This is a genomic window from Actinospica sp., from assembly GCF_035552695.1.
Lineage (GTDB): Bacteria > Actinomycetota > Actinomycetes > Streptomycetales > Catenulisporaceae > Actinospica.
The window spans coordinates 38957-59025 of record NZ_DASZKT010000094.1 but is presented as its reverse complement, the minus strand read 5'-3'; the positions used below and the strand labels follow the sequence as shown (position 1 = coordinate 59025).

Here is a 20069-nt window from a genome sequence, read left to right as displayed (position 1 = left end):
GAGTTTGCGAGCTCATCATTGAGCGCAGCGCGAACGCGTCTACCGAGCGCTAGCGAGGTGGCGTCGTGAGCTTGCTGGTGATCGGACTTTCGCACCGCACGGCTCCCGTGCGACTGCTTGAGCAGACCGCGCTGACCGAGGAGCTTGTGGTCAAGCTGCTCGGCGACACGGTCGGGTCCGAGTACGTCTCCGAGGCCGTCGCCGTGGCCACGTGCAACCGGCTCGAGGTCTACGCGGAGGTCTCCAAGTTCCACGGAGCCCTCGCCGAGGTCTCCGAGCTGCTCGCGCAGTACACGACGGTGCCGCGCGACGTGCTCACCCGCCACTTCTACGTGCACTACGACGACCGGGCCGCCTGGCACATGTTCACCGTGGCCTGCGGTCTCGACTCGATGGTGGTCGGCGAGCCGCAGATCCTCGGCCAGCTGCGCACCGCGCTCGCGGTCGGCCAGCAGGTCGGCACGGCCGGGCCGGTCCTCAATGAACTGATGCAGCAGGCGCTGCGCGTGGGCAAGCGCGCGCACAGCGAGACCGCGCTGGACAAGGCCGGTCAGTCGCTGGTCACCGCCGCGCTGGATCTGGCCGTGGCCGAGCGGGCCGAGCCCCCGCGGCGCACGGTCGTCGTCGGCGCCGGATCGATGTCCGCGCTGGCCGCGACCACGATCCTGCGCCGCTACCCGGAGGCCGCGCTCACCGTCGTCAACCGCACCCCCGAGCGGGCCGAGCGCCTGGCGGCCGCGGTCAACGGCACGGCCGCGCCGCTGTCCGAGCTGCCCTCCTGCCTCGCCGACGCGGACCTGATCCTGTCCTGCACCGGGGCGACCGAGCTCGTGCTGACTGAGGCTCAGTTCACCGCCGCACGCGCGGGATCCGGCGCGCCGGTCACGCTGATCGACCTGGCCCTGCCGCGCGACCTCGATCCGGCGATCGGCCGGCTTCCCGGTGTGCGGCTGATCGACCTGGAGCTGATCGCCGAGACGCAGAAGGCCGCGACGGCGGAGGTTCCGGGCGACGACAGCCTGGAGGCCGTCCGGCAGATCGTCGACACCGAGGTCGAGGCGTACCGCAAGCTGCGCACCGCGAGCTCCGTCACCCCGACCGTGACGGCGCTGCGCTGCATGGCCGCCGAGCTGGTCGCCGCCGAGCTCAACCGCTTCCACGGACGCACCGCCGGCCTGGACGAGCGCACCCGGGCCGAGGTCGAGCAGACCGTGCGGCGCGTGGTGGACAAGCTGCTGCACGAGCCGACCGTGCGGGTCAAGCAGCTCGCCGTGGCGGACGGCGGCGTCACGTACGCGCAGGCGCTGCGCGAACTGTTCAACCTCGATCCCGGCACTGCGGTGGCGGTCAGCCGCGCCGAGCCTACGGAGAATCAGTGATGACCAGGACCCTCAGGCTAGGGACCCTCCGGCTCGGCACCCGGCGCTCGCCGCTGGCCAAGACCCAGTCCGGCTTGGTCGCCGCGGCGGTCACCGCCGCCACCGGCCGCGCCGTCGAGCTGGTGGAGATCACCACCTACGGCGACACCTCGCAGGCCACGAACGAGCTGCTGTCCCAGATCGGCGGCACCGGCGTGTTCGTGAACGCGCTGCGCGAGGCGCTGCTGCGCGGCGAGGTGGACTTCGCCGTGCACTCGCTCAAGGACCTGCCGACCGCGGACCCCGAGCACCTGGTGCTGGCCGCGGTGCCGGAGCGGGAGGACGTGCGCGACGTGCTGATCGCCCGGGACGGCCGCAAGCTGGCCGATCTGCCCGCCGGCGCCCGCATCGGCACGGGCTCCCCCCGCCGCGCGGCCCAGCTGCGGCTGACCCGCCCCGACCTCCAGGTCGTCGCGGTGCGCGGCAACGTCGACACCCGGGTCGGCTTCGTCGCCTCGGGCCGGCTCGACGGCGTCGTGCTCGCCTACGCGGGCCTGAACCGCCTCGGCCGGATCGCCGAGGCCACCGAGCTGTTCGACCCGGCGGACTTCCTGCCCGCGCCCGGCCAGGGCGCGCTCGCGGTCGAGTGCCGCGAGGACGACGCCGAGCTGCGCGGGCTGCTCGCCGCCCTGGACCACGCGCCCACGCGCTCCGCGGTGACCGCCGAGCGCTCGCTGCTGGCCACGCTCGAGGCGGGCTGCCACGCGCCGGTCGGCGGCTACGCGCAGCTGAACCACGAGAACGAGCGGGAGCTGATCTTGAGCGGGATCGTCGCCTCGGCCGAGGCGCAATCGGCTCCGACGGGCGTGCCGCCCAGCGTGCGCGGCTCGTTGACCGGCCCGGCGGAGCGGGCGGCCCGACTGGGCGCCGAGCTCGCCGCCTGGCTGCTGGCGCAGGGCGCCGCGGACTTGATGACTCATCAGGTGGGAGAAACACAGTGAGCGCCGTTCGAACCATGACCGCGACCGTTCCGGCGGGCGGCGGCACGCTGACCCCGCTGGAGAAGATCGAGGGCGCGTTGGACGGCACCGGGCTGCCGGTGCCGCGTCCGCAGGACCCCGAGACGGCCGAGGTGCGCGTGGCCGGGGGCGGGGCCCCCGTCGTCGAGCGGCCGCGTCCGGCGCACCTGGCCCGGGTGAGCTTCGTCGGCGCGGGCCCCGGCGACCCGGACCTGCTGACCGTGCGCGGGGCCGCGACGCTGGCCGAGGCGGACGTGCTGGTGCTCGACCAGTTGCTGCTCGAGCGCTTCCTGCCGCTGGCCCGCGCGGACGTGCGGGTGATCGAGCTCGGCGCCGACGGCGGCGCGGCGGTGTTCGGCCACGCCGGCTGTCCGGAGCAGGTGCTGCACGCGATGGCCGAGGCGGTGGCCGAGGGCCGGCACGTGGTGCGGCTGCTTGACGGCGACCCCGGCCTGTTCAGCCCGCTGGAGACCGAGGCCGCGGCGTGCGTGAAGGGCGAGGTGCCCTTCGAGGTCGTGCCGGGCCTGGCCCGCGCCACCACCGTGCCGATGTTCGCCGGGATCCCGCTCAGCCGCGGCTCGATCGGCGACGTCCGGCTGCTGTCCGCGCCGCACCCGCTGGCCGGCGAGGACTTCACCGCCTGGTCCGACTGGCACCGCCAGCTCGGCGAGGCCGGGGCAAGCGCGTCTACGCTGGTGCTGCAGGGCGTCGGCGACCGTATCGACGAGGTCGCGGCCGAACTGCTGGCGGCCGGCCGGCCGAGCAGCACTCCGGTCGCGGTCACCGTGGACGGCTCGCTCACCTCGCAGCGCACCGTGACCGGCTCGCTGGACCGGATCGCCGCCGCCCTCAAGGCCGAGCGGGTCTCCTGTCTCGGTCCGAACACCGTCGTCGTGGTGGGAGCGGTCGTGGAGCAGCGCTCCGAGCTTTCCTGGTACGAGAGCAAGCCGCTGTTCGGCTGGCGGGTGCTGGTGCCGCGCACGAAGGAGCAGGCCGGCGCGCTGTCCGAGCAGCTGCGGCGGTACGGCGCGGTGCCCACCGAGGTGCCGACGATCTCGGTGGAGCCGCCGCGTACCCCGCAGCAGATGGAGCGCGCGGTCAAGGGCCTGGTCACCGGCCGCTACGAGTGGGTCGCGTTCACCTCGGCCAACGCGGTCAAGGCGGTGCGCGAGAAGTTCGAGGACTACGGCCTGGACGCGCGCGCGTTCGCCGGGATCAAGGTCGCGGCGGTCGGCGAGCAGACCTCGAAGGCGCTCAAGGCCTTCGGCGTGGTGCCGGACCTGGTGCCGGCCGGCGAGCAGTCGGCGGCCGGCCTGCTGGCCGAGTTCCCGGCCTTCGACCCGGCCTTCGACCCGATCGAGCGGGTCTTCCTGCCGCGGGCCGACATCGCCACCGAGACGCTGTCCGCGGGCCTGGTCGAGCTGGGCTGGGAGGTGGACGACGTGACGGCCTACCGGACCGTGCGCGCCGCCCCGCCGGCCGAGTCGATCCGCGAGGCGATCAAGGGCGGCGGCTTCGACGCGGTGCTGTTCACCTCCTCATCGACGGTGCGCAACCTGGTCGGCATCGCGGGCAAGCCGCACGCCGCGACCGTGATCACCTGCATCGGCCCGCAGACCGCGGCCACCGCCAAGGAGCACGGCCTGCGGGTGGACGTGCTGAGCCCGAGCCCGAGCGCGGCGGCGCTGGCCGCGGCGCTGGCCGAATTCGGCGCGGCCCGCCGGGCGGCGCAGATCGAGGCCGGGGACCCGGTCACCCGTCCCTCGGAGCGGACCCGGGCGCGGCGCAGGCGGGCGTAGGATCCCGGGCCGCCGGCCGGCCGCGGGATCGACGAGCGTAGGATTCCGAGCATGGCGATAGACCTTCCGTTCCGTCCGCGCCGGCTGCGTACGACCCCCGCGATGCGGCGGCTGGTCGCCGAGACCCGGATCCACCCGGGCAACCTCGTGCTGCCGGTGTTCGTCAAGGAGGGCCTGCGCGAGCCGGCCCCGATCGCCTCGCTGCCGGGCGTCGTCCAGCACACGCTGCCCAGCGTGCGCAAGGCCGCCCGCGAGGCCGTGGCCGCGGGCGTCGGCGGTCTGATGCTCTTCGCTGTCCCCGAGCACCGTGACGCGATCGGCAGTGCGGGCACCGACCCGGACGGCATCCTGCAGCGCGCGCTGCGCGAGGTGTCCGACGAGGTCGGCGACGAGACCGTGATCATGAGCGATCTGTGCCTCGACGAGTTCACCGACCACGGCCACTGCGGCGTGCTGCGCGCGGACGGCACGGTGGACAACGACGCGACGCTCGAGCGCTACGGCGAGATGGCGCTGGCGCAGGCCGAGGCGGGCGCCCACCTGCTGGGCCCGAGCGGCATGATGGACGGTCAGGTCGGTTACGTCCGGCGCGTTCTGGACGAGCACGGCCTCCAGGACACCGGCATACTCGCCTACTCGGCCAAGTACGCCTCCGCGTTCTTCGGCCCCTTCCGGGAGGCGGTCGAGTCGCAGCTCGAGGGCGATCGCAAGACGTACCAGCAGGATCCGGCCAACGCCCTCGAATCGTTGCGCGAGGTGCGCCTCGACATCGAGGAGGGCGCCGACCTGGTCATGGTCAAGCCCGCGCTCGCGTACCTGGACATCATCACGCGCGTCGCCGCCGAGGTGGACGTCCCCGTCGCGGCGTACCAGGTCTCCGGCGAGTACGCGATGGTCGAGGCCGCGGCCGCCAACGGCTGGATCGACCGCGAGCGCGCCATCCTCGAGACCCTCACCTCGATTCGCCGCGCCGGCGCCAGCGTGATCCTGACCTACTGGGCCGTCGAGGCGATCCGGCTGCTCGGATAGGACTTTCCTTCTCGCAGTTCGTAGACCTCGTCGCAGACGGCTTCGACGAGCTCCATGTCGTGCTCGATCATGAGCAGCGCGAGACCGTCCGCGGCCAGCGTGCGCAGCGTCCGGGCGAAGTCGGTCAGCTCCGCGGCGGCCATGCCCGACGAGGGCTCGTCCAGCAGCAGCACTCCCGCGCCGCCGGCGAGGGCGCGCGCGATCTCCACCAGGCGGGCGATCCCGGTCGGGAGTCTCCCCGCGGGGTACGCGGCGAAGTCGGCGAGACCGAGTCGGCGCAGCGTGTCGGCCACGGCCCGGCCGGGGTCCGTCCCGCCCGCCGCGCGCGCGGCGACGAGCAGGTTCTCGGCCACGCTGAGCGAGCCGAAGACCTCCAGCCGCTGGTAGGTCCGGCCGAGGCCCAGGCGGGCCCTGCGGTGCGTCGGCGTGTGCGTGATGTCGATGTCGACGGCCTCCCGGCCGCCGAGCAGGATCCGGCCGCGGCGGGCCCGCAGGCGTCCGCAGACGACGTCGAACAGCGTGGACTTGCCCGCGCCGTTGGCCCCGATCAGGCCGGTCAGCCGGCCCGGCGGGGCCTCCAGGCTGAGGCCGTCCAGCACCGGCACGCCGGGATAGCCCGCGCTGACCTCGCGGATCGAGAGTCGATCGGCGGTGGGCATCGCGTTCCCTTCAGGCGCTTGGACCGGACTCGTGATACAAAGCAAACTCGAGGGGTGGGCCCTTGTCGAGCAGTGTCGAGATGTGTGAGGTTCGTGGCGCGTGGAGATCCGAGACCAGATATCGAACGGTCGGCCGGAGCCCGCTGCTGAGCGCCGTATCCCGCTGATCCGGGCCTTCGGCGAGATCCTCGGCGTCTACGTGCCGTCCTTCGGTCTGGGCATCCTGAGCGCGCTCATCCTGCTGCACAACCCCAGTCTCGGCTCCGACCAGATCAGCGGTCCGGTCAGCGCGCTCGACGAGATCCTGCAGTACGTCATGCAGGCGAGCGTCACCGTGTTCGGCGTGGCGTTCTTCTGCCTGCAGCGCGGCGTGACGCTCCGCATGCTCTTCGGCAAGCTGGTCGAGCCGCCGCCGTACCCCCAGCCGGCGTACGGGATGCCGTACCCGCAGCCGCCGCAGAACCTGCTGCCGCCGCAGCACCCGGCACCGCCGCAGCAGCAGCCGTCGCAACACCAGCAGCCGACGCAGAACGGCAACGGGGCGTCCGTCCCCGCGAACGGGTACTTCTGGCCGGGCTACGCGTACTACATGCCGCCGCGGCCTCCGACGCAGCGCGGCCGCGGTTGGCAGTTCAGCCGCGCGTACTTCGTGTCGATGGCGGGCGTGGTCGGCTTCCTGCTCTCGGTGGTCATCTACACGGCGGTCACGCACTACCAGACCGGCGCGCCCAGCCAGGGCAGCAGCCTGTACCTCATCCCGGTGGGCTTCGTGGTCGCGCTCGCGGCGGGCTTCGGCGAGGAGATGCTGGTCACGGGGCTTACCGTGAACGCGCTCGAGGCGGCAGGCGCGGTCGGCAAGCGCTCGTGGCTGATCTACGTGGTCGCCGTCTGCCTGCGCATCCCGTTCCACCTGTACTACGGCTGGGCCTCGCTCGGCGTGATCATCTTCACCGTCGTCAACATCTGGGTCTACCGCCGCTGGCGCCTGCTGTGGCCGATCGTGCTCGCGCACGCGACGTACGACTTCATCGAGTACCTCGCGTCCGTCGCGCCCAACGCGATCGGCGGCCTGCTGATCCTCGGCCTCGGCTTCGCGACGCTGGTGATGGTGATCATCGTGCTCTGCATCGAGCTGTCCGACCGCGGCGTCCGCCGCCGCTACGCGCAGTACACCGCGGCCACCCAGGCCGCGTACGCCGCCCAGACGGCCCAATCCGCGTACGCCGCGCCGCCGACGCCTCCGCAGGTCCCCCCGGTCCCGCAGATTCCGCAGGTCCCGCGGACCGATCCCGAATCCACCGGCTGACCGGGGCCGGAGACACGGCGTCCCCGCTCCGGTGCCACAGCCGCACCAGAGCGGGGACGCGCCTTGTCGGGACCTAGGCCGCCGTCGGCTTCTTGCCGGTGACGCCCCAGGTCACCAGCCGGATCAGCGCGTTGCGCAGGTCCTTGTCCTTGACCGACCAGGACTCGAAGCTCTTCGGGTGCGCCGCGGAGGCCGCGAGCATCGTCACCAGGGCGCCCGCCGTGGCCGCCGCGGGCACCTCGCGCTCCAGCTTGCCGCTGTGCTGCAGCTCGGTGATCGCGGTGCTCAGCGCCTTGTGCACGGCGTCGAGCACGCGCATCCGGTGCCGGGTGAAGCGCTTGTCGCCCTCGGCCGCGGCCAGGTCCACCACCCGCAGGATCGAGTCGTGTTCCTGCCAGAAGTCCATCAGCCCGTTGACCAGCTCGGACGCCGAGACGGTGCCGGCCCGGCCGGCCCAGCTGCGCTCGGCGGCAAGCTCCTTGAGCTCGGCGGCCTCCTTGACCACGTCGGAGGCGAGTTCCAGGATCGCCGCCTCGATGTCCGGGAAGTACTGGTAGAAGGTGGCGGGGGAGGTGCCGGCGTCACGGGCGACGTCGATGACGGTGACGTCCCGGTAGGACCGGGCCGCCAGCAGTTCGGCGAGGCACTCGAGGAGGCGCGCCCGGGTCTCCTGGCCGCGCCGGCCGGCTATCCGTCCATCGACGGTACGTACTTGTGTCATACCGTCAGTTTATCTACCTATGAGCAGTTAGCTAATGTGATGACCTGTCTACTTGCTCCATTCGGGTCGGCTCGAGGCGTACGACGATCGACTTGGAGGTCGGGGTGTTCGAGGTCTCGGCGGTGGAATCCAATGGCACGAGCACGTTCGTCTCCGGGAAATAGGCCGCCGCGCAGCCCTTCGCCGTCGCATAGCTGACGACCCGGAAGGCGGCGGCGCGCCTGGCCACGCCGTCGGACCATTCGGAAATCAAATCCACCGACTGTCCGTCGGCCAGACCCAGTTCGCGCAGATCCGCCGGATTGACGAAGACGACTCTCCGCCCTTGCTTGATACCGCGATACCGATCGTCGAGACCGTAAATGGTCGTGTTGTACTGGTCGTGCGAACGGACCGTCTGCAGCAGCAGCGAACCCGCGGGAACGCGCAGCACCTCGAGGTCGTTGACGGTGAAGTTCGCCTTTCCGGTGCTGGTCGGGAAGGTGCGCGAGTCGCGCGGGCCGTGCGGCAGCTGGAAGCCGTCCGGCTGCCTGACCTTGGCGTTGAACCCGGCGAATCCCGGGATGACGCGCGATACGCCGTCTCGGATCAGGTCGTATTCGGCGGTGAGTGACGCCCAGTCGACCGAGTCCTGAGGGCCGAACAGCTCGCGCGCGAGACCGGCCACGATCGCCACCTCGCTGCGCAGCTGAGCCGATGCGGGGGCGAGCCGGCCGCGCGAGGCGTGCACCATCGACATCGAGTCCTCGACCGTGACGAACTGCGCGCCGCCGCCCTGCTCGTCCTTCTCGGTGCGGCCGAGGCAGGGCAGGATCAGCGCGGCCTCGCCGGTCACCGCGTGCGAGCGGTTCAGCTTCGTGGAGACCTGGATCGTCAGCTTGCAGCCGCGGATCGCGGCCTCGGTGACGGCCGTGTCCGGGGTCGCGGCCACGAAGTTGCCGCCGAGCCCCATGAACACGCGCACCTTGCCGTCCCGCATGGCCCGGATCGCCTCGACCGTGTCGTAGCCGTGCTCGCGCGGGGGCTCGAAGCCGAATTCGGCGCCGAGCGCGTCCAGGAACGCCGCCGCGGGCTTCTCGTAGATGCCCATGGTCCGGTCGCCCTGCACGTTGGAGTGGCCGCGCACCGGGCACACGCCCGCGCCGGGCCGGCCCACGTTGCCGCGGCAGAGCAGAAAGTTGACGACCTCGCGGATCGTCGGCACGGAGTTCTTGTGCTGCGTCAGACCCATCGCCCAGCAGACGATGACGCGCTCCGAGCGCAGCACCCGTTCGGCCACCGCCGATATCTGCTCGCGCGTCAGTCCGGTGGCCTCGAGAATCTCCTCCCAGGGGGTCTTGCGCACGTCCGCCGCGAACTCCTCGAAGCCGTGCGTGTATTCGTCGATGAACGCGCGGTCCAGGACGGTGCCCGGGGCTTCGTCCTCGGCCTCCAGCAGCAGCCGGTTCAGCGCCCGGAACAGCGCGAGGTCGCCGTTCACCCGGATCTGCAGGAAGTCGTCGGACAGCTGGGTGCCCGAGCCGAGCACCCCGCCGACCTTCTGCGGGTTCTTGAAGCGGATCAGCCCGGCCTCCGGCAGCGGGTTGACGGCGACGATCGACGCGCCCGCCTTCTTCGCCCGCTCCAGCGCGGTCAGCATCCGCGGATGGTTGGTGCCCGGATTCTGACCGACCACCAGAATGAGGTCGGCCCGATAGAGGTCTTCCAGCGACACCGAGCCCTTGCCGACGCCGAGGGTCTGGTTCAGCGCCGAGCCGCTCGACTCGTGGCACATGTTCGAGCAGTCCGGCAGGTTGTTCGTGCCGTGCCGCCGGACCAGCAGCTGATAGAGGAACGCCGCCTCGTTCGAGGTGCGGCCCGAGGTGTAGAACACCGCCTCGTCCGCAGTGCCCGCCTTCAGCTCGTCCGCCGCGATCCGGAAGGCCTCGTCCCAGCTGACGGGCCGATAGTGGTCCTCGCCGGGCGCCTTGTACACCGGGTCGGTGAGCCGGCCCTGCTGGCCGAGCCAGTAGTCCGTCTTCTCGGCGAGCTCGGCCACCGGGTTGCGCGCGAAGAACTCCGGGGTCACGCGGCGCACGGTCGCCTCCTCGGCCACCGCCTTCGCGCCGTTCTCGCAGAACTCGAAGTGGCTGCGTTCCGTCCCCTCCGGCCACGCGCAGCCGGGGCAGTCGAATCCGTCCTTCTGGTTCACCCTCAGGAGCGTCAGCGCGGTACGGCGCGCCCCCATCTGCTGCTGCGAGATCTGCAGGGCGTGCGCGACGGCCGGCGCGCCGACCGCCCAGGTCTTCGGGTGACCGACCCGCAGGTCGCGGTCGTCCGGATCTTCCACGGGAGGCTTGGACATAGCACAGACTCTAGTGCGCGCGCGGTATTTGGCCATGTTCACGCCTTTGGGTGATTCGTGAACGATTATCCCTCGATCGGCGTGTCGCTCCCCTGCAATGGATGACGAAAGAGCACTCGTGCTCGTCCGTTCTCGATGAAGGGATCTGGTCCGCATGGGCACGCACGCCAAACCCCGCACCACGGGTCGCAAGGCCGCGCTCGGCGCGCTCGCGTTCGGCGCGTCGCTGACGGGCGTGGGCCTGATCGCCGCCGCGCTCGACCCGTCCACCGCGGTGCTCACGGCCACCGGCGGGGACGAGGGCGGCACCACGCAGCTGTCCGGCCTGTCCTCGCCGGTGAGCCTCGAGCTGACTCCGGCCGCCGACTCGATCACGAACCTCTCCTCGGCCCCGCTGCCGTCGACGAGCACTCCGCTGCCCGCCGCCGCGACCCAGCACGGCACGCAGGAGACCGTCAGCTGGTTCAGCAAGCCCGACAGGTCCACGACCACGGCCCGGCACGCGTCGCCGTCGTCGGGCACGGCCGGCTCCTCCGGTTCGGAGACCGCCGTCAAGCCGATCGTCGCCTCGACCCCGACGAGCTCCTCCGGCTCGTCCACCGGCAAGCACAAGGTGACCGGCTCCGGCGCGCCGCCCACGGACAGCTCGGGGGTCACCTCGGCCATCCAGGACGCCGTGTCACCGGTCACCTCGGCCGTCGCGCAGGTGCTGCCGGTCGTGCAGCAGCTCGTCAGCCAGGTCCCGATCGTCTCCACCCTGGTGCAGGACACCGGGGCGAGCGGCACGGTCAGCAGCCTGCCGCTGGTCGGCACGCTGCTCGGCGGCAGCGGCGACGGGCAGTCGACCACGACCGTGCCCGGCCTGTCCACGGTGACCGGCCTGTTGTAGAGAGCCGATCTCTCACCGCTTCGAGTGGTCCGCGATCACCCGATCTGATGATGAAGTCTGATATGCCGGTTTGCTGCTGGCAGCATGGACTGCCATGAGCAACGGCATGGAGTCGCTCATCCACCGCGACTACGCAGCCCTGGTCGCCGCGGTTCCGCTGATCGCGGCGGGCGCGGTGGCGACCTTCGGCTGGCGGGACCGCGGCCCGGCCCGCGCCGCGGCGGCGGACGAGGCAGACTCGGTCATCGCGGCGCTGCCGCAGGATCTGGAGTACGCGCTGATCGGCGTGCTGCTCGCGGTGATGGCGGAGCGGCTCGAGCACGATCCGGCCGCCTTTCCACAGCTGGCCGGCGCGGCCTCCCGGCTGGTTCCGCCCGCGTACCTCTCCGGTCCGCACGGCTGGACCGGACTGACCGAGCGGGCCAGGCAGGCGGCCGTCCAGGTGCTGCGGCCCACCGCGCTCAGCACCCTGGTGCGGGCCGCGTCGTACGAATACTTGGGGGCCTTGACGTGAGTGAGCCCGCTTACGAAGAACGCTGCGCCGATTGCCCGGGCAACGTGATCCTCGAACCGGTCCCGGTCCTCGGTCCGTTCATCGGCCTCGTCGGCTCGGTGCTGTGCTGCGTGGCAGGGGCGTTGCTGCTGCTCGCGCCCTTCGCCTTCGACTATCGGCAGGGCGCGCACAAGCTGCCGCGCAGCAGCGTGATCGACCTTGGGACCGGCGGCGGCGTGCTGCTGATCGGCCTGCTGACGACGCTGCTGTTCGCCGGCTCGCTGCGACGGCGGCTGCGTGCGGCGGAACCGACGGCAGCGGCACAGGAGCCGGTACCCGAGGCCGCGTCGGAACCGGCGGCCCTCCCCGAGCAGCCGCGGCCCCAGCCTCCGCGGCCCGAACCCGAGCCGCAGCCCGTCGCCGCCCCGGCCGCGCCCGCGATCGCCGATCCCGGCGGCGCGCTGCGCGATCTGCTCACGCCGCTGGTCGCCGCCTTGGCCGCGGACCTGCGTGCCCGGGAGACGAACGGTGCTGAACCCGCGCGCGTCGACGGTGCCGAACCCGCGAAAGGAAGGCAATCGTGAGCTTCGACCCGCACTGCCCGACCGAGCCCATCCCCGTGGTCCGGGTCCTCGCCCGCCGACCGCACGCGCCGGTCGCCGCGCTGCTCGGCCTCGGCCTGCTCGGGCTGGCCGGCGCCTGGCTGATCGCGGCGCCCTTCCTGCTCGGCTACCACGGCCTCGGCGACCAGCGGCGCGGCGCGGCGTGGACGGACGCGACCCGGGTGGACGTGAGCCTGGGCGCGGCGATCCTCGCGGTCTCGGTCGCGGCCCTGCTCGGCTACCTCGCCGCTGCGGTCACCTGGCTGGCGCGGTACCGTCAAGCGGAGTGGGTCAATGAGTAAACATGTGAACTGAAGGGGCGTGCGCGATGGGGCGCGGGGATCGGACGGACGCGGGTTGTCAGGCCGGTCGCGGGTGGATACACCAGGCGATCGAGACCGTGGAGGCGGACCGGCACCGATCCGCGGACACGCACCTGCTGAGCGTGCCGCTGCCGCGTGAGTGGGGCGTGGACCTGTATCTGAAGGACGAGTCCACCCACCCGACCGGCTCGCTCAAGCACCGGCTCGCGCGCTCGCTGTTTCTGTACGCGTTGTGTAACGGCTGGATTCGCGAAGGCCTGCCGGTGATCGAGGCCTCCTCCGGCTCGACGGCGGTGTCCGAGGCGTACTTCGCGCGGATGCTGGACCTGCCGTTCGTCGCGGTGATGCCCGCGAGCACGAGCAAAGAGAAGATCTCGCTGATCGAGTTCTACGGCGGCCGCTGCCACCTCGTCGAGGATCCGACGACGGTGGTCGAGGAGTCCAAGCGGCTCGCGGCCGAGACCGGCGGGCACTTCATGGACCAGTTCACCTACGCCGAGCGCGCGACCGACTGGCGGGGCAACAACAACATCGCCGAGTCCGTCTTCGGCCAGATGGCCAGGGAACGGCACCCGATCCCGTGCTGGATCGTGGTCGGCGCCGGGACCGGCGGGACGAGCGCGACGATCGGCCGCTACATCAGGTACCAGCGGCACGAGACGCGGCTGTGCGTGGTCGATCCGGAGAACTCGGCGTTCTTCGAGGGCTGGGCGCAGGGCGATCCCGAGTACACCACCGGCACCGGCTCGCGGATCGAGGGCATCGGCCGCCCGCGCGTGGAGCCCTCGTTCATGCCCGCGATCGTGGACCGGATGATCCAGGTCCCGGACGCCGCCTCGATCGCCGCGGCCCGCTGGCTGGCCGCGCACACCGGCCACCGCGCCGGCGGCTCGACCGGCACGAACCTGTGGGGCGTGTTCCAGATCGTCGCCGAGCTGGTCGCCGCGGGCGAACGCGGTTCGGTCGTGAGCCTGCTCTGCGACGGCGGCGAGCGGTATCAGCACACGTACTACGACGACGGCTGGCTCGCCGAGCGCGGCCTGGACACCGCGCCGTACGACGCGGCGATCCGGCACTTCCTGGCCACCGGCGAGTTCCACGCCTGATCATTCCCGAGGCCCACGAGATGCCAAGCCGCTATCGTGACAGCGTGGTGGGGAACGACGGGGCGCGGCCGAGGGGCCCGAGGACGAGTACGCCGGGCCGGCTGCTGCTGTGGATCGCCCTGCCGATCCTCGGCGTGCTCGCCTGCGGGCTGCTGCTGACGACCAGCATCGGCGGGCTGCGCGACAACATCGGGGTCGTCGGCACGCAGGCCGAGCCGCAGGTCGTGGCGGCGTCCCGGCTCTCCTTCGATCTCGCCTCGATGGACGGCCAGGCCGCCGACATCCTGCTGGTCGGCGACGCGGCCGGCCTCAGCGAGACCCGGTCCGGCGCCTATCAGAGGTTCGAGAGCGATCAGGCGGACGCGGACAAGCAGTTGGAACTCGTCGGCTCCGGCATCGAGCAGGTTCCGAACGGCCCGGCGACCTACCTCGCGATCGAGACCGGACTGAGTCAGTACACGCAGTACGTCTCCTTCGCGATGTACATCGCCGATCAGGCGCACGGCCAGAAGTCCGGCCAGCCGCCGTCCGCGGCCCTGCAGGCCTACGACCACGCCTCGGCTCTGCTGAACACGGACGGCACCGGAGCCCAGGCGCAGGCGGAACAGCTGTTCATCGGCGAGCAGGAGGCCGAGTCCCGGCCGAGTGACGACGGCTCCGCGACCATCTGGCACCTCCAACTGGGATGCGCCCTGCTGATCGCCTTCATCGTCGTCACGCTCGTGCTCGTGCAACGCAGGCTCAGCCGCGTCTTCCGGCGCATGGTCAATCCGCTGCTGGCCCTGACCACGATCACCACGCTGATCTTCGGCGTCCTGCTCTTCTCCGCCCTCGGCGCGGCGAAATCCTCGTACGACGCGCTGAATCTGAACGGCCCCACCTCCGTCGTCACGCTCTGGAACACCCGCGCCACGACCGCCGACATGAACGCCTCGGAGAGCCGCTGGCTGCTGGACGCCGGAAACCCGTCCGCGCAGCCGACATCCACGCCGGCGGCCGAGCAGCAGAAGTTCACGTCCGACGACCAGAGCGTGATGTCGACGCAACCATCGGGAAACGTCGCGACGGAGTTCAGCACGTACACCGCGGACGACACGCATCTGCGTTCACTGATCAACGGCGGCAGCACGTCACTCGACGCGCAGATCAGCGAGGCCGTGGCCTACAAGACGGCCACGTCCGACGCCGCGTACGCGACGTACGACGCGGACCTCGCGCAGGTGATCGGCGTCGAGCAGCAGGCCTTCGCCGTCAGCACCGCGCACGGCGAGAACGGTCTGGTCAGCTGGCTGTGGCTGCCCTGGCTCTGGATGGCGGCGACGATCGCCCTGATCCTGCTCGGGTCCGCGCCGCGGCTTCGTGAATATCGATAACCTTTCTCATTGTTTTCTCAGACGGATCGGGCGCAAAGTCTTAGAGCCGTAACAGTTGTCTGAATAGATGCTAAGAGCATAGTGAGCTTCATCTAATTTTCAGCCGGCGTCCCGACACTCCGCTTCATGAAGTCGTTTAGGACCTCGCGCCGTCGGCTGGCGCTGAACGGGGGACTCGCGGTCGTCCTGGTCGGAGCCGCGGCCGCAGCGTATATCGAGGTGGGCGGGAACGCCTCCGCCTCGGCCGGCTCCTTCACCCGCAACGCCACCGTCACGCGCGGCACGGTGCTCGCTCAGGTCTCCGCGTCCGGCAATCTGGCCATCGCCGCCCAGTCCTCGCTCGCCTTCGGCGCCTCGGGCAAGGTCACCGCGGTCAAGGTCTCTGTCGGCCAGCAGGTCACCGCGGGCCAGGTGCTCGCCACCATCGACCCGACCGACGCGAACCTCGCGCTCACCGAGGCCCAGCAGCAGCTGACGGTCGCTCAGGACAACCTGTCCAAGGCGCAGAACGGCCCGAGCGCGCAGCAGCAGGCCGTGGACAACGACCAGCTGGCCTCCGACGAGAACGCCGTCACCACGGCCCAGGACAACCTGAACACCGCGCAGGCGCTGCCCACGTGCTCGACCTCGACCTCGTCGAAGAGCACGACGTCGTCCACCAGTTGCTCCACCGCCGCGCAGCTCACCCAGGACCAGAACTCGCTGACCACCGCCGAGGACTCGCTGCAGACCGCCAAGGACACGCAGGCGCTGAACAACAGCGTCTCTCCGGGCACGATCGCGCAGGACCAGGAGGCGGTCACCCAGGCCCAGGCCGCGGTCAACACCGCACAGGAAGAGGTCGCGGGCACGACGATCACCGCGCCGTCCAGCGGCACGGTCCTGACCATCGCGGGCCAGATCGGCACCGAGGTCAGCGCCGGCTCGAGCACGACGGGGGCCAGCGGCTCGTCCGGCGGTTCGAGTTCGTCCGGGTCCTCCACCGGCTCGGGTTCCGGATCGTCCGCCGGTACGGGCTCCGGCGGTTCGGGTTCCGGCACCGGTTCGACCTCGTCCTCCACCGGCACGTCGTCGAGTTCGAGCTCGACCTCGTCCTCTGGATCCAGCGCCAACACGTTCATCACGATGGCGGACGTGAACCAGCTGCAGATCACCGCGAACGTCTCCGAGACCGACATCGACTCGATCAAGACCGGCCAGGACGCGACGATCACGCTCAACGCGCTGGCGAACACGCCGGTCGGCGCGACCGTCGCGTCGATCTCGCCGACGTCCACGGTCGTGTCGAACGTCGTCGAGTACGCCGTGACCCTCGACCTGGTCGGCAACCCGCCGAGCGGCGTGCGCCCCGGCCAGTCCGCGTCGATCGTGATCACCACCGGCGAGGCGACCAACACGCTGTACGTGCCGAGCGCCGCGATCACCACGACCGGCGGCAGCTCGTACGTGACCGTGGTGCAGAACGGCAAGGACGTGCCGACCAAGGTGACCACCGGCGTCGTCGGCACCGTCGACACGCAGATCACCAGTGGCCTGAGTCAGGGCGAGACGGTGCTCGAGACGATCGGCACCGGGACTTCGGGGTCGAGCACGACCGGCCGCGGTTTCGGCGGGATCGGCGGCGCGGGCGGCGGCCTCGGCGGCGGCCTGGGCACCGGGACCGGCGGCGTGACCACCGGCACGGGCAGCCGCGGATGAGCACCGGGAACGGAGCCGCGGCCGTCCGCGCCAGCGCCGTCCACATCAGTGGCCTGAAGAAGATCTACGGTGAGGGCGACGCCGCCGTGCACGCGCTGCGCGGCGTGGATCTCGATGTCCCGCACGGCGACTACGTGGCCATCATGGGCGCCTCCGGCTCCGGCAAGTCGACCATGATGAACATCATCGGCTGCCTGGACGTGCCCAGCGCCGGCGGCTACCGGCTCGACGGCATCGACATCGGCAGCCTCGACGAGGCGCAGCTCTCGGTGGTGCGCAACCGGAAGATCGGTTTCGTCTTCCAGTCCTTCAACCTGCTGCCGCGCACCTCGGCCTTCGAGAACGTGGAGCTCCCGCTGGTCTACGGCGGCGTGCGCAGGCTCGAGCGGAGACGGCGCGCGCTCGCGGCCCTGGAACTCGTGGGCCTGTCGGATCGGGTCGACCACCTGCCGAACCAGCTCTCCGGCGGCCAGCAGCAGCGCGTCGCCGTGGCCCGGGCGCTGGTGAACGCGCCCTCGCTGGTGCTCGCCGACGAGCCGACCGGCAACCTGGACACGCATTCCAGCTACGAGGTGATGGGCCTGTTCGACCGGCTCAACGCGGTGGGCCGCACGATCGTGGTGATCACCCACGAGGAGGACATCGCCGAGCACGCCAAGCGATTCGTCCGGCTGGTGGACGGCCGGATCGTCGAGGACCACCGGCTCAGCCCGGCCGACGGCCTGCCGCCGAAGCTGGGCGCCGCGGAACGCGACCATACGCCGCGCGCCACTCCGCGCACCGTCGCAGGGGGCTGAGGCATGCGTATCATCGAGGTCTTCCGGTTCGCGCTGCGCGGGCTGCGGGCGAACAAGCTGCGCTCCGGGCTGACCACCCTGGGCATCCTCATCGGCGTCGGCGCGGTGATTCTGCTGATCGCCGTCGGCCAGGGCTCCGGCGAGGCGGTGCAGGCGCGCATCGACAGCCTCGGCTCCAATCTGCTGCTGATCACGCACCAGAGCAGCGCGGTCGGCCGGGCCGCCTCGACCAGGGGCGGCACGCAGAGCTCGACGGCGAACCTGACCCCGGCGATCGCGCAGGACCTGGCCGGCTCGGATCAGGACCCAGACGTCTCCGTCGTGGCCCCGGTCGCCTCGACCTCGGTCACCGCCACCTTCCAGGGCGCCTCGACCACGATCTCCCAGGTGGTCGGCTCGTATCCGGCCTACCTGCCGATCTCCAACGACGTCGTGTCGCAGGGTGCTTCGTTCACGACGGACGACGTCAACCACGCCAACAAGGTCGTGGTGATCGGGCAGACCGTCGTGACCGACCTGTTCGGCTCGATCAACCCGATCGGCCAGACGATCCAGATGAACAACGTGCCCTACACCGTGGTCGGCGTGCTGGCGAGCAAGGGCGGCGGCAGCACGTTCAACGACCCGGACGACGTCGCCGTCGCCCCGCTGAGCACCGTGCAGGACAGCCTCACCGGCTTCGGCTCGCTCAGCGAGATCGCCGTGCAGGCCACGAACGCGAACGCGACCAACGCGGCGCAGGCCGAGGTCACGAACCTGCTGCTGGCCTACCTCAACGAGACCACCGGCACCGAGCAGTTCACCGTCACCAACGAGGCCTCGCTGCTGTCCACGGCGCAGAGCACGACGCAGACCTTCACCGTGCTGCTGGCCGCGGTCGCCGCGATCTCCCTGCTGGTCGGCGGAATCGGCGTCACCAACATCATGCTGGTCACGGTCACCGAGCGAACCCGGGAGATCGGCATCCGCAAGGCGCTCGGCGCGCCGAAGGGGGCGATCCTCGGCCAGTTCCTGATCGAGGCGGTGTTCTTATCCGTGATCGGCGGGGCCCTCGGCGTGGTGGTGGGCGTCGCGGGCTCCCGCTTCACCATCGACGGCATCAAACCGGTGCTGGTCCCGTCCTCGATCGCGCTGGCTTTCGGGGTCTCCGCGGTGATCGGCCTGGTCTTCGGCTCGCTGCCGGCCAACCGCGCGGCCAAGCTGCACCCGATCGAGGCGCTGCGCCATGAGTGAGACCACGTCAGGAGGCACAATGTCACAGGACACTGAGATCCCGGAGTCCTCCGAGGGCGCGGAGACCACCGAGATCACGCGCGTCGTCGCGGACGCCGACGGGGATCCGGCGGCGGAGCTCAGCGCCGAGGAGCTGCTGTCCATCCCGCCGCGCGCCGACGACCTCGCCGCGGAACTCGCCACCCGTCCGGCCCGGGTGAAGCTGCCCAGGGTCACGCTCGCGCTGGCCGTCGGCGTCCTGCTCGGCGCCGGCTTCGTCGGCGGGGTGCTGGTGCAGAAGCACCTGGGCTCGAGTTCGGGCGGCGGCCAGGCGAGCTCGATCGCCTCCTCGTTCGCCGCGGCGCGCGGCGGCGGTGCGGGCCGCGGCGGGTTCGGCGGCGGTACGGGCACCGGCACCGGCGGATTCGGCACCGGCGGCAGCTCGATCAGCGGATCGATCACCGTCGTGTCCGGCAACACGCTGTACATCACCGCGAGCAACGGCACCGTCTACACGGTCACGACCTCGGGCAGCACCTCGGTCAAGGTCTCCTCGACCAGCAGCCTGAGCCAGCTCAAGCCCGGTCAGACCGTCACGATCTCCGGCACTCAGGGCACCGGAGGCACCGTCACCGCCACCTCAATCACCGCGGGGAACTGAAGCAATGAAACGCATCTATGTCAGCACTCTGGTCTCGGCCGCCGCGGGCATCGCCGCGGTCGGGCTGATCGCGGGCTGCTCGTCCGGCTCCGGATCCGGCGGCACGGCCGCCGCCGGGACCTCGAGTGCGAGCAACGCCGCGTACTCCGCCTACGTCTCCTGCCTCAGCCAGCACGGCGTGAAGCTGCCGAGCGGCGCCGCGTTCGGCGGCCGGCGCAGCCGTCCGGCCGGCTCCGGATTCACCCCCGGCGCGGGCGGCGGCGCGGGCGGGGGCGGCTACGGCGGGTTCGCCTCGGCCAACCCGACGACGTCCGCGGCCATGCAGGCCTGCTCCTCGCTCCGGCCGACCGGTGCCGCGGGCTCCGCCGGGGGCGGCTTCGGCGCCGGCAGCACCCGGCTGACCGCCTTCCGCAACTGCATGACCCAGCAGGGCGAGGCCGTGCCGACCACGCGGCCGACCGCGGCGCCCACGGCCCGGCCGACCGGCGACGCGCGCTACCTGGGCGGCCTCAACCCCGCCGACCCGAAGGTCGCGGCCGCCCTCAAGGTGTGCGCGCCGCTGATCCCGACCGCGTCGGCGAGCCCGAGCGTGACCTCGACAAGCTGACGGCGGCCGGTCATACTCGCAGGTGAGCAGCCTCACCGGGGCTGCTCACCCGCCCCGGGTGCCCGCGTCGAGG

At 71.4% G+C, this 20069-nt stretch carries 19 protein-coding genes; 16 read left to right on the top strand and 3 right to left on the bottom strand.

Translation table 11 applies throughout. The features are described 5' to 3' along the window. Window positions 1–65: 65 nt before the first annotated feature. From VG296_RS12460 to hemB, 4 genes are read left to right on the top strand one after another with little or no spacing between them, the layout of a single operon-like run. A complete protein-coding gene (locus VG296_RS12460; protein WP_325565833.1) occupies window positions 66–1379 on the top strand; it encodes a glutamyl-tRNA reductase in 1314 nt (437 codons plus the stop codon). Next, window positions 1379–2359, top strand: a complete 981-nt coding sequence (gene hemC, locus VG296_RS12455; RefSeq protein WP_325565832.1) for a hydroxymethylbilane synthase — start codon at window positions 1379–1381, stop codon at window positions 2357–2359. The genes VG296_RS12460 and hemC overlap by 1 nt, the downstream gene beginning before the upstream one ends. Window positions 2360–2373: 14 nt before the next feature. After that, the gene (locus VG296_RS12450) at window positions 2374–4176 is read left to right on the top strand and encodes a uroporphyrinogen-III synthase (protein WP_325565831.1); all 1803 of its coding nucleotides are present in this window, start codon (window positions 2374–2376) and stop codon (window positions 4174–4176) included. Window positions 4177–4227: 51 nt separating this feature from the next. Then, window positions 4228–5205: a porphobilinogen synthase gene (gene hemB, locus VG296_RS12445; RefSeq protein ID WP_325565830.1), complete on the top strand. Its 978-nt coding sequence runs from the start codon at window positions 4228–4230 to the stop codon at window positions 5203–5205. On the opposite strand, the gene VG296_RS12440 is transcribed toward hemB, so the two are convergent. Beyond that, window positions 5169–5864, bottom strand: a complete 696-nt coding sequence (locus VG296_RS12440; protein WP_325565829.1) for an ATP-binding cassette domain-containing protein — start codon at window positions 5862–5864, stop codon at window positions 5169–5171. The two genes, hemB and VG296_RS12440, sit on opposite strands and share 37 nt — an antisense overlap. Before the next feature lie 100 nt (window positions 5865–5964). On the opposite strand from VG296_RS12440, the gene VG296_RS12435 reads away from it, so the two are divergent. Continuing rightward, complete coding sequence (locus VG296_RS12435; RefSeq protein ID WP_325565828.1) at window positions 5965–7170, top strand: CPBP family intramembrane glutamic endopeptidase; 1206 nt, start codon at window positions 5965–5967, stop codon at window positions 7168–7170. A gap of 73 nt (window positions 7171–7243) precedes the next feature. Here VG296_RS12435 and VG296_RS12430 read toward each other — a convergent pair whose 3' ends face one another. Both VG296_RS12430 and VG296_RS12425 read right to left on the bottom strand, forming a co-directional pair. Continuing rightward, on the bottom strand, window positions 7244–7891 hold the full coding sequence (locus tag VG296_RS12430; RefSeq protein WP_325565827.1) for a TetR family transcriptional regulator: 648 nt from the start codon (window positions 7889–7891) through the stop codon (window positions 7244–7246). Between the two features lie 31 nt (window positions 7892–7922). Then, window positions 7923–10235 (bottom strand): FdhF/YdeP family oxidoreductase, encoded by a 2313-nt coding sequence (locus tag VG296_RS12425; protein WP_325565826.1) that lies wholly within the window; start codon window positions 10233–10235, stop codon window positions 7923–7925. Window positions 10236–10389: 154 nt separating this feature from the next. Here VG296_RS12425 and VG296_RS12420 point away from each other — a divergent pair, with 154 nt between their 5' ends. From VG296_RS12420 to VG296_RS12370, 11 genes are all read left to right on the top strand, one after another. After that, window positions 10390–11124 carry a hypothetical protein gene (locus VG296_RS12420; protein WP_325565825.1) on the top strand — a complete coding sequence of 245 codons (735 nt, stop codon included), beginning with the start codon at window positions 10390–10392 and terminating at the stop codon, window positions 11122–11124. Window positions 11125–11218: 94 nt separating this feature from the next. Then, the gene (locus VG296_RS12415) at window positions 11219–11638 is read left to right on the top strand and encodes a hypothetical protein (RefSeq protein ID WP_325565824.1); all 420 of its coding nucleotides are present in this window, start codon (window positions 11219–11221) and stop codon (window positions 11636–11638) included. Next, window positions 11635–12201, top strand: a complete 567-nt coding sequence (locus tag VG296_RS12410) for a hypothetical protein (protein ID WP_325565823.1) — start codon at window positions 11635–11637, stop codon at window positions 12199–12201. The genes VG296_RS12415 and VG296_RS12410 overlap by 4 nt, the downstream gene beginning before the upstream one ends. Then, complete coding sequence (locus tag VG296_RS12405; RefSeq protein ID WP_325565822.1) at window positions 12198–12521, top strand: hypothetical protein; 324 nt, start codon at window positions 12198–12200, stop codon at window positions 12519–12521. Before VG296_RS12410 ends, VG296_RS12405 begins: the two co-directional genes overlap by 4 nt. A gap of 26 nt (window positions 12522–12547) precedes the next feature. Then, entirely contained in the window at window positions 12548–13648 is a 1101-nt protein-coding gene (locus VG296_RS12400) for a PLP-dependent cysteine synthase family protein (RefSeq protein WP_325565821.1), read from the top strand. 44 nt (window positions 13649–13692) lie between these two features. Beyond that, window positions 13693–15021: a hypothetical protein gene (locus VG296_RS12395; protein ID WP_325565820.1), complete on the top strand. Its 1329-nt coding sequence runs from the start codon at window positions 13693–13695 to the stop codon at window positions 15019–15021. 126 nt (window positions 15022–15147) lie between these two features. Beyond that, a complete protein-coding gene (locus VG296_RS12390) occupies window positions 15148–16719 on the top strand; it encodes an efflux RND transporter periplasmic adaptor subunit (RefSeq protein WP_325565819.1) in 1572 nt (523 codons plus the stop codon). Continuing rightward, window positions 16716–17516 carry an ABC transporter ATP-binding protein gene (locus tag VG296_RS12385; protein ID WP_325565818.1) on the top strand — a complete coding sequence of 267 codons (801 nt, stop codon included), beginning with the start codon at window positions 16716–16718 and terminating at the stop codon, window positions 17514–17516. The genes VG296_RS12390 and VG296_RS12385 overlap by 4 nt, the downstream gene beginning before the upstream one ends. Before the next feature lie 3 nt (window positions 17517–17519). Then, entirely contained in the window at window positions 17520–18749 is a 1230-nt protein-coding gene (locus tag VG296_RS12380; RefSeq protein ID WP_325565817.1) for an ABC transporter permease, read from the top strand. Window positions 18750–18768: 19 nt separating this feature from the next. Next, window positions 18769–19389 (top strand): hypothetical protein, encoded by a 621-nt coding sequence (locus VG296_RS12375; protein ID WP_325565816.1) that lies wholly within the window; start codon window positions 18769–18771, stop codon window positions 19387–19389. A gap of 4 nt (window positions 19390–19393) precedes the next feature. Then, entirely contained in the window at window positions 19394–19996 is a 603-nt protein-coding gene (locus tag VG296_RS12370) for a hypothetical protein (RefSeq protein ID WP_325565815.1), read from the top strand. Window positions 19997–20069 lie beyond the last annotated feature (73 nt).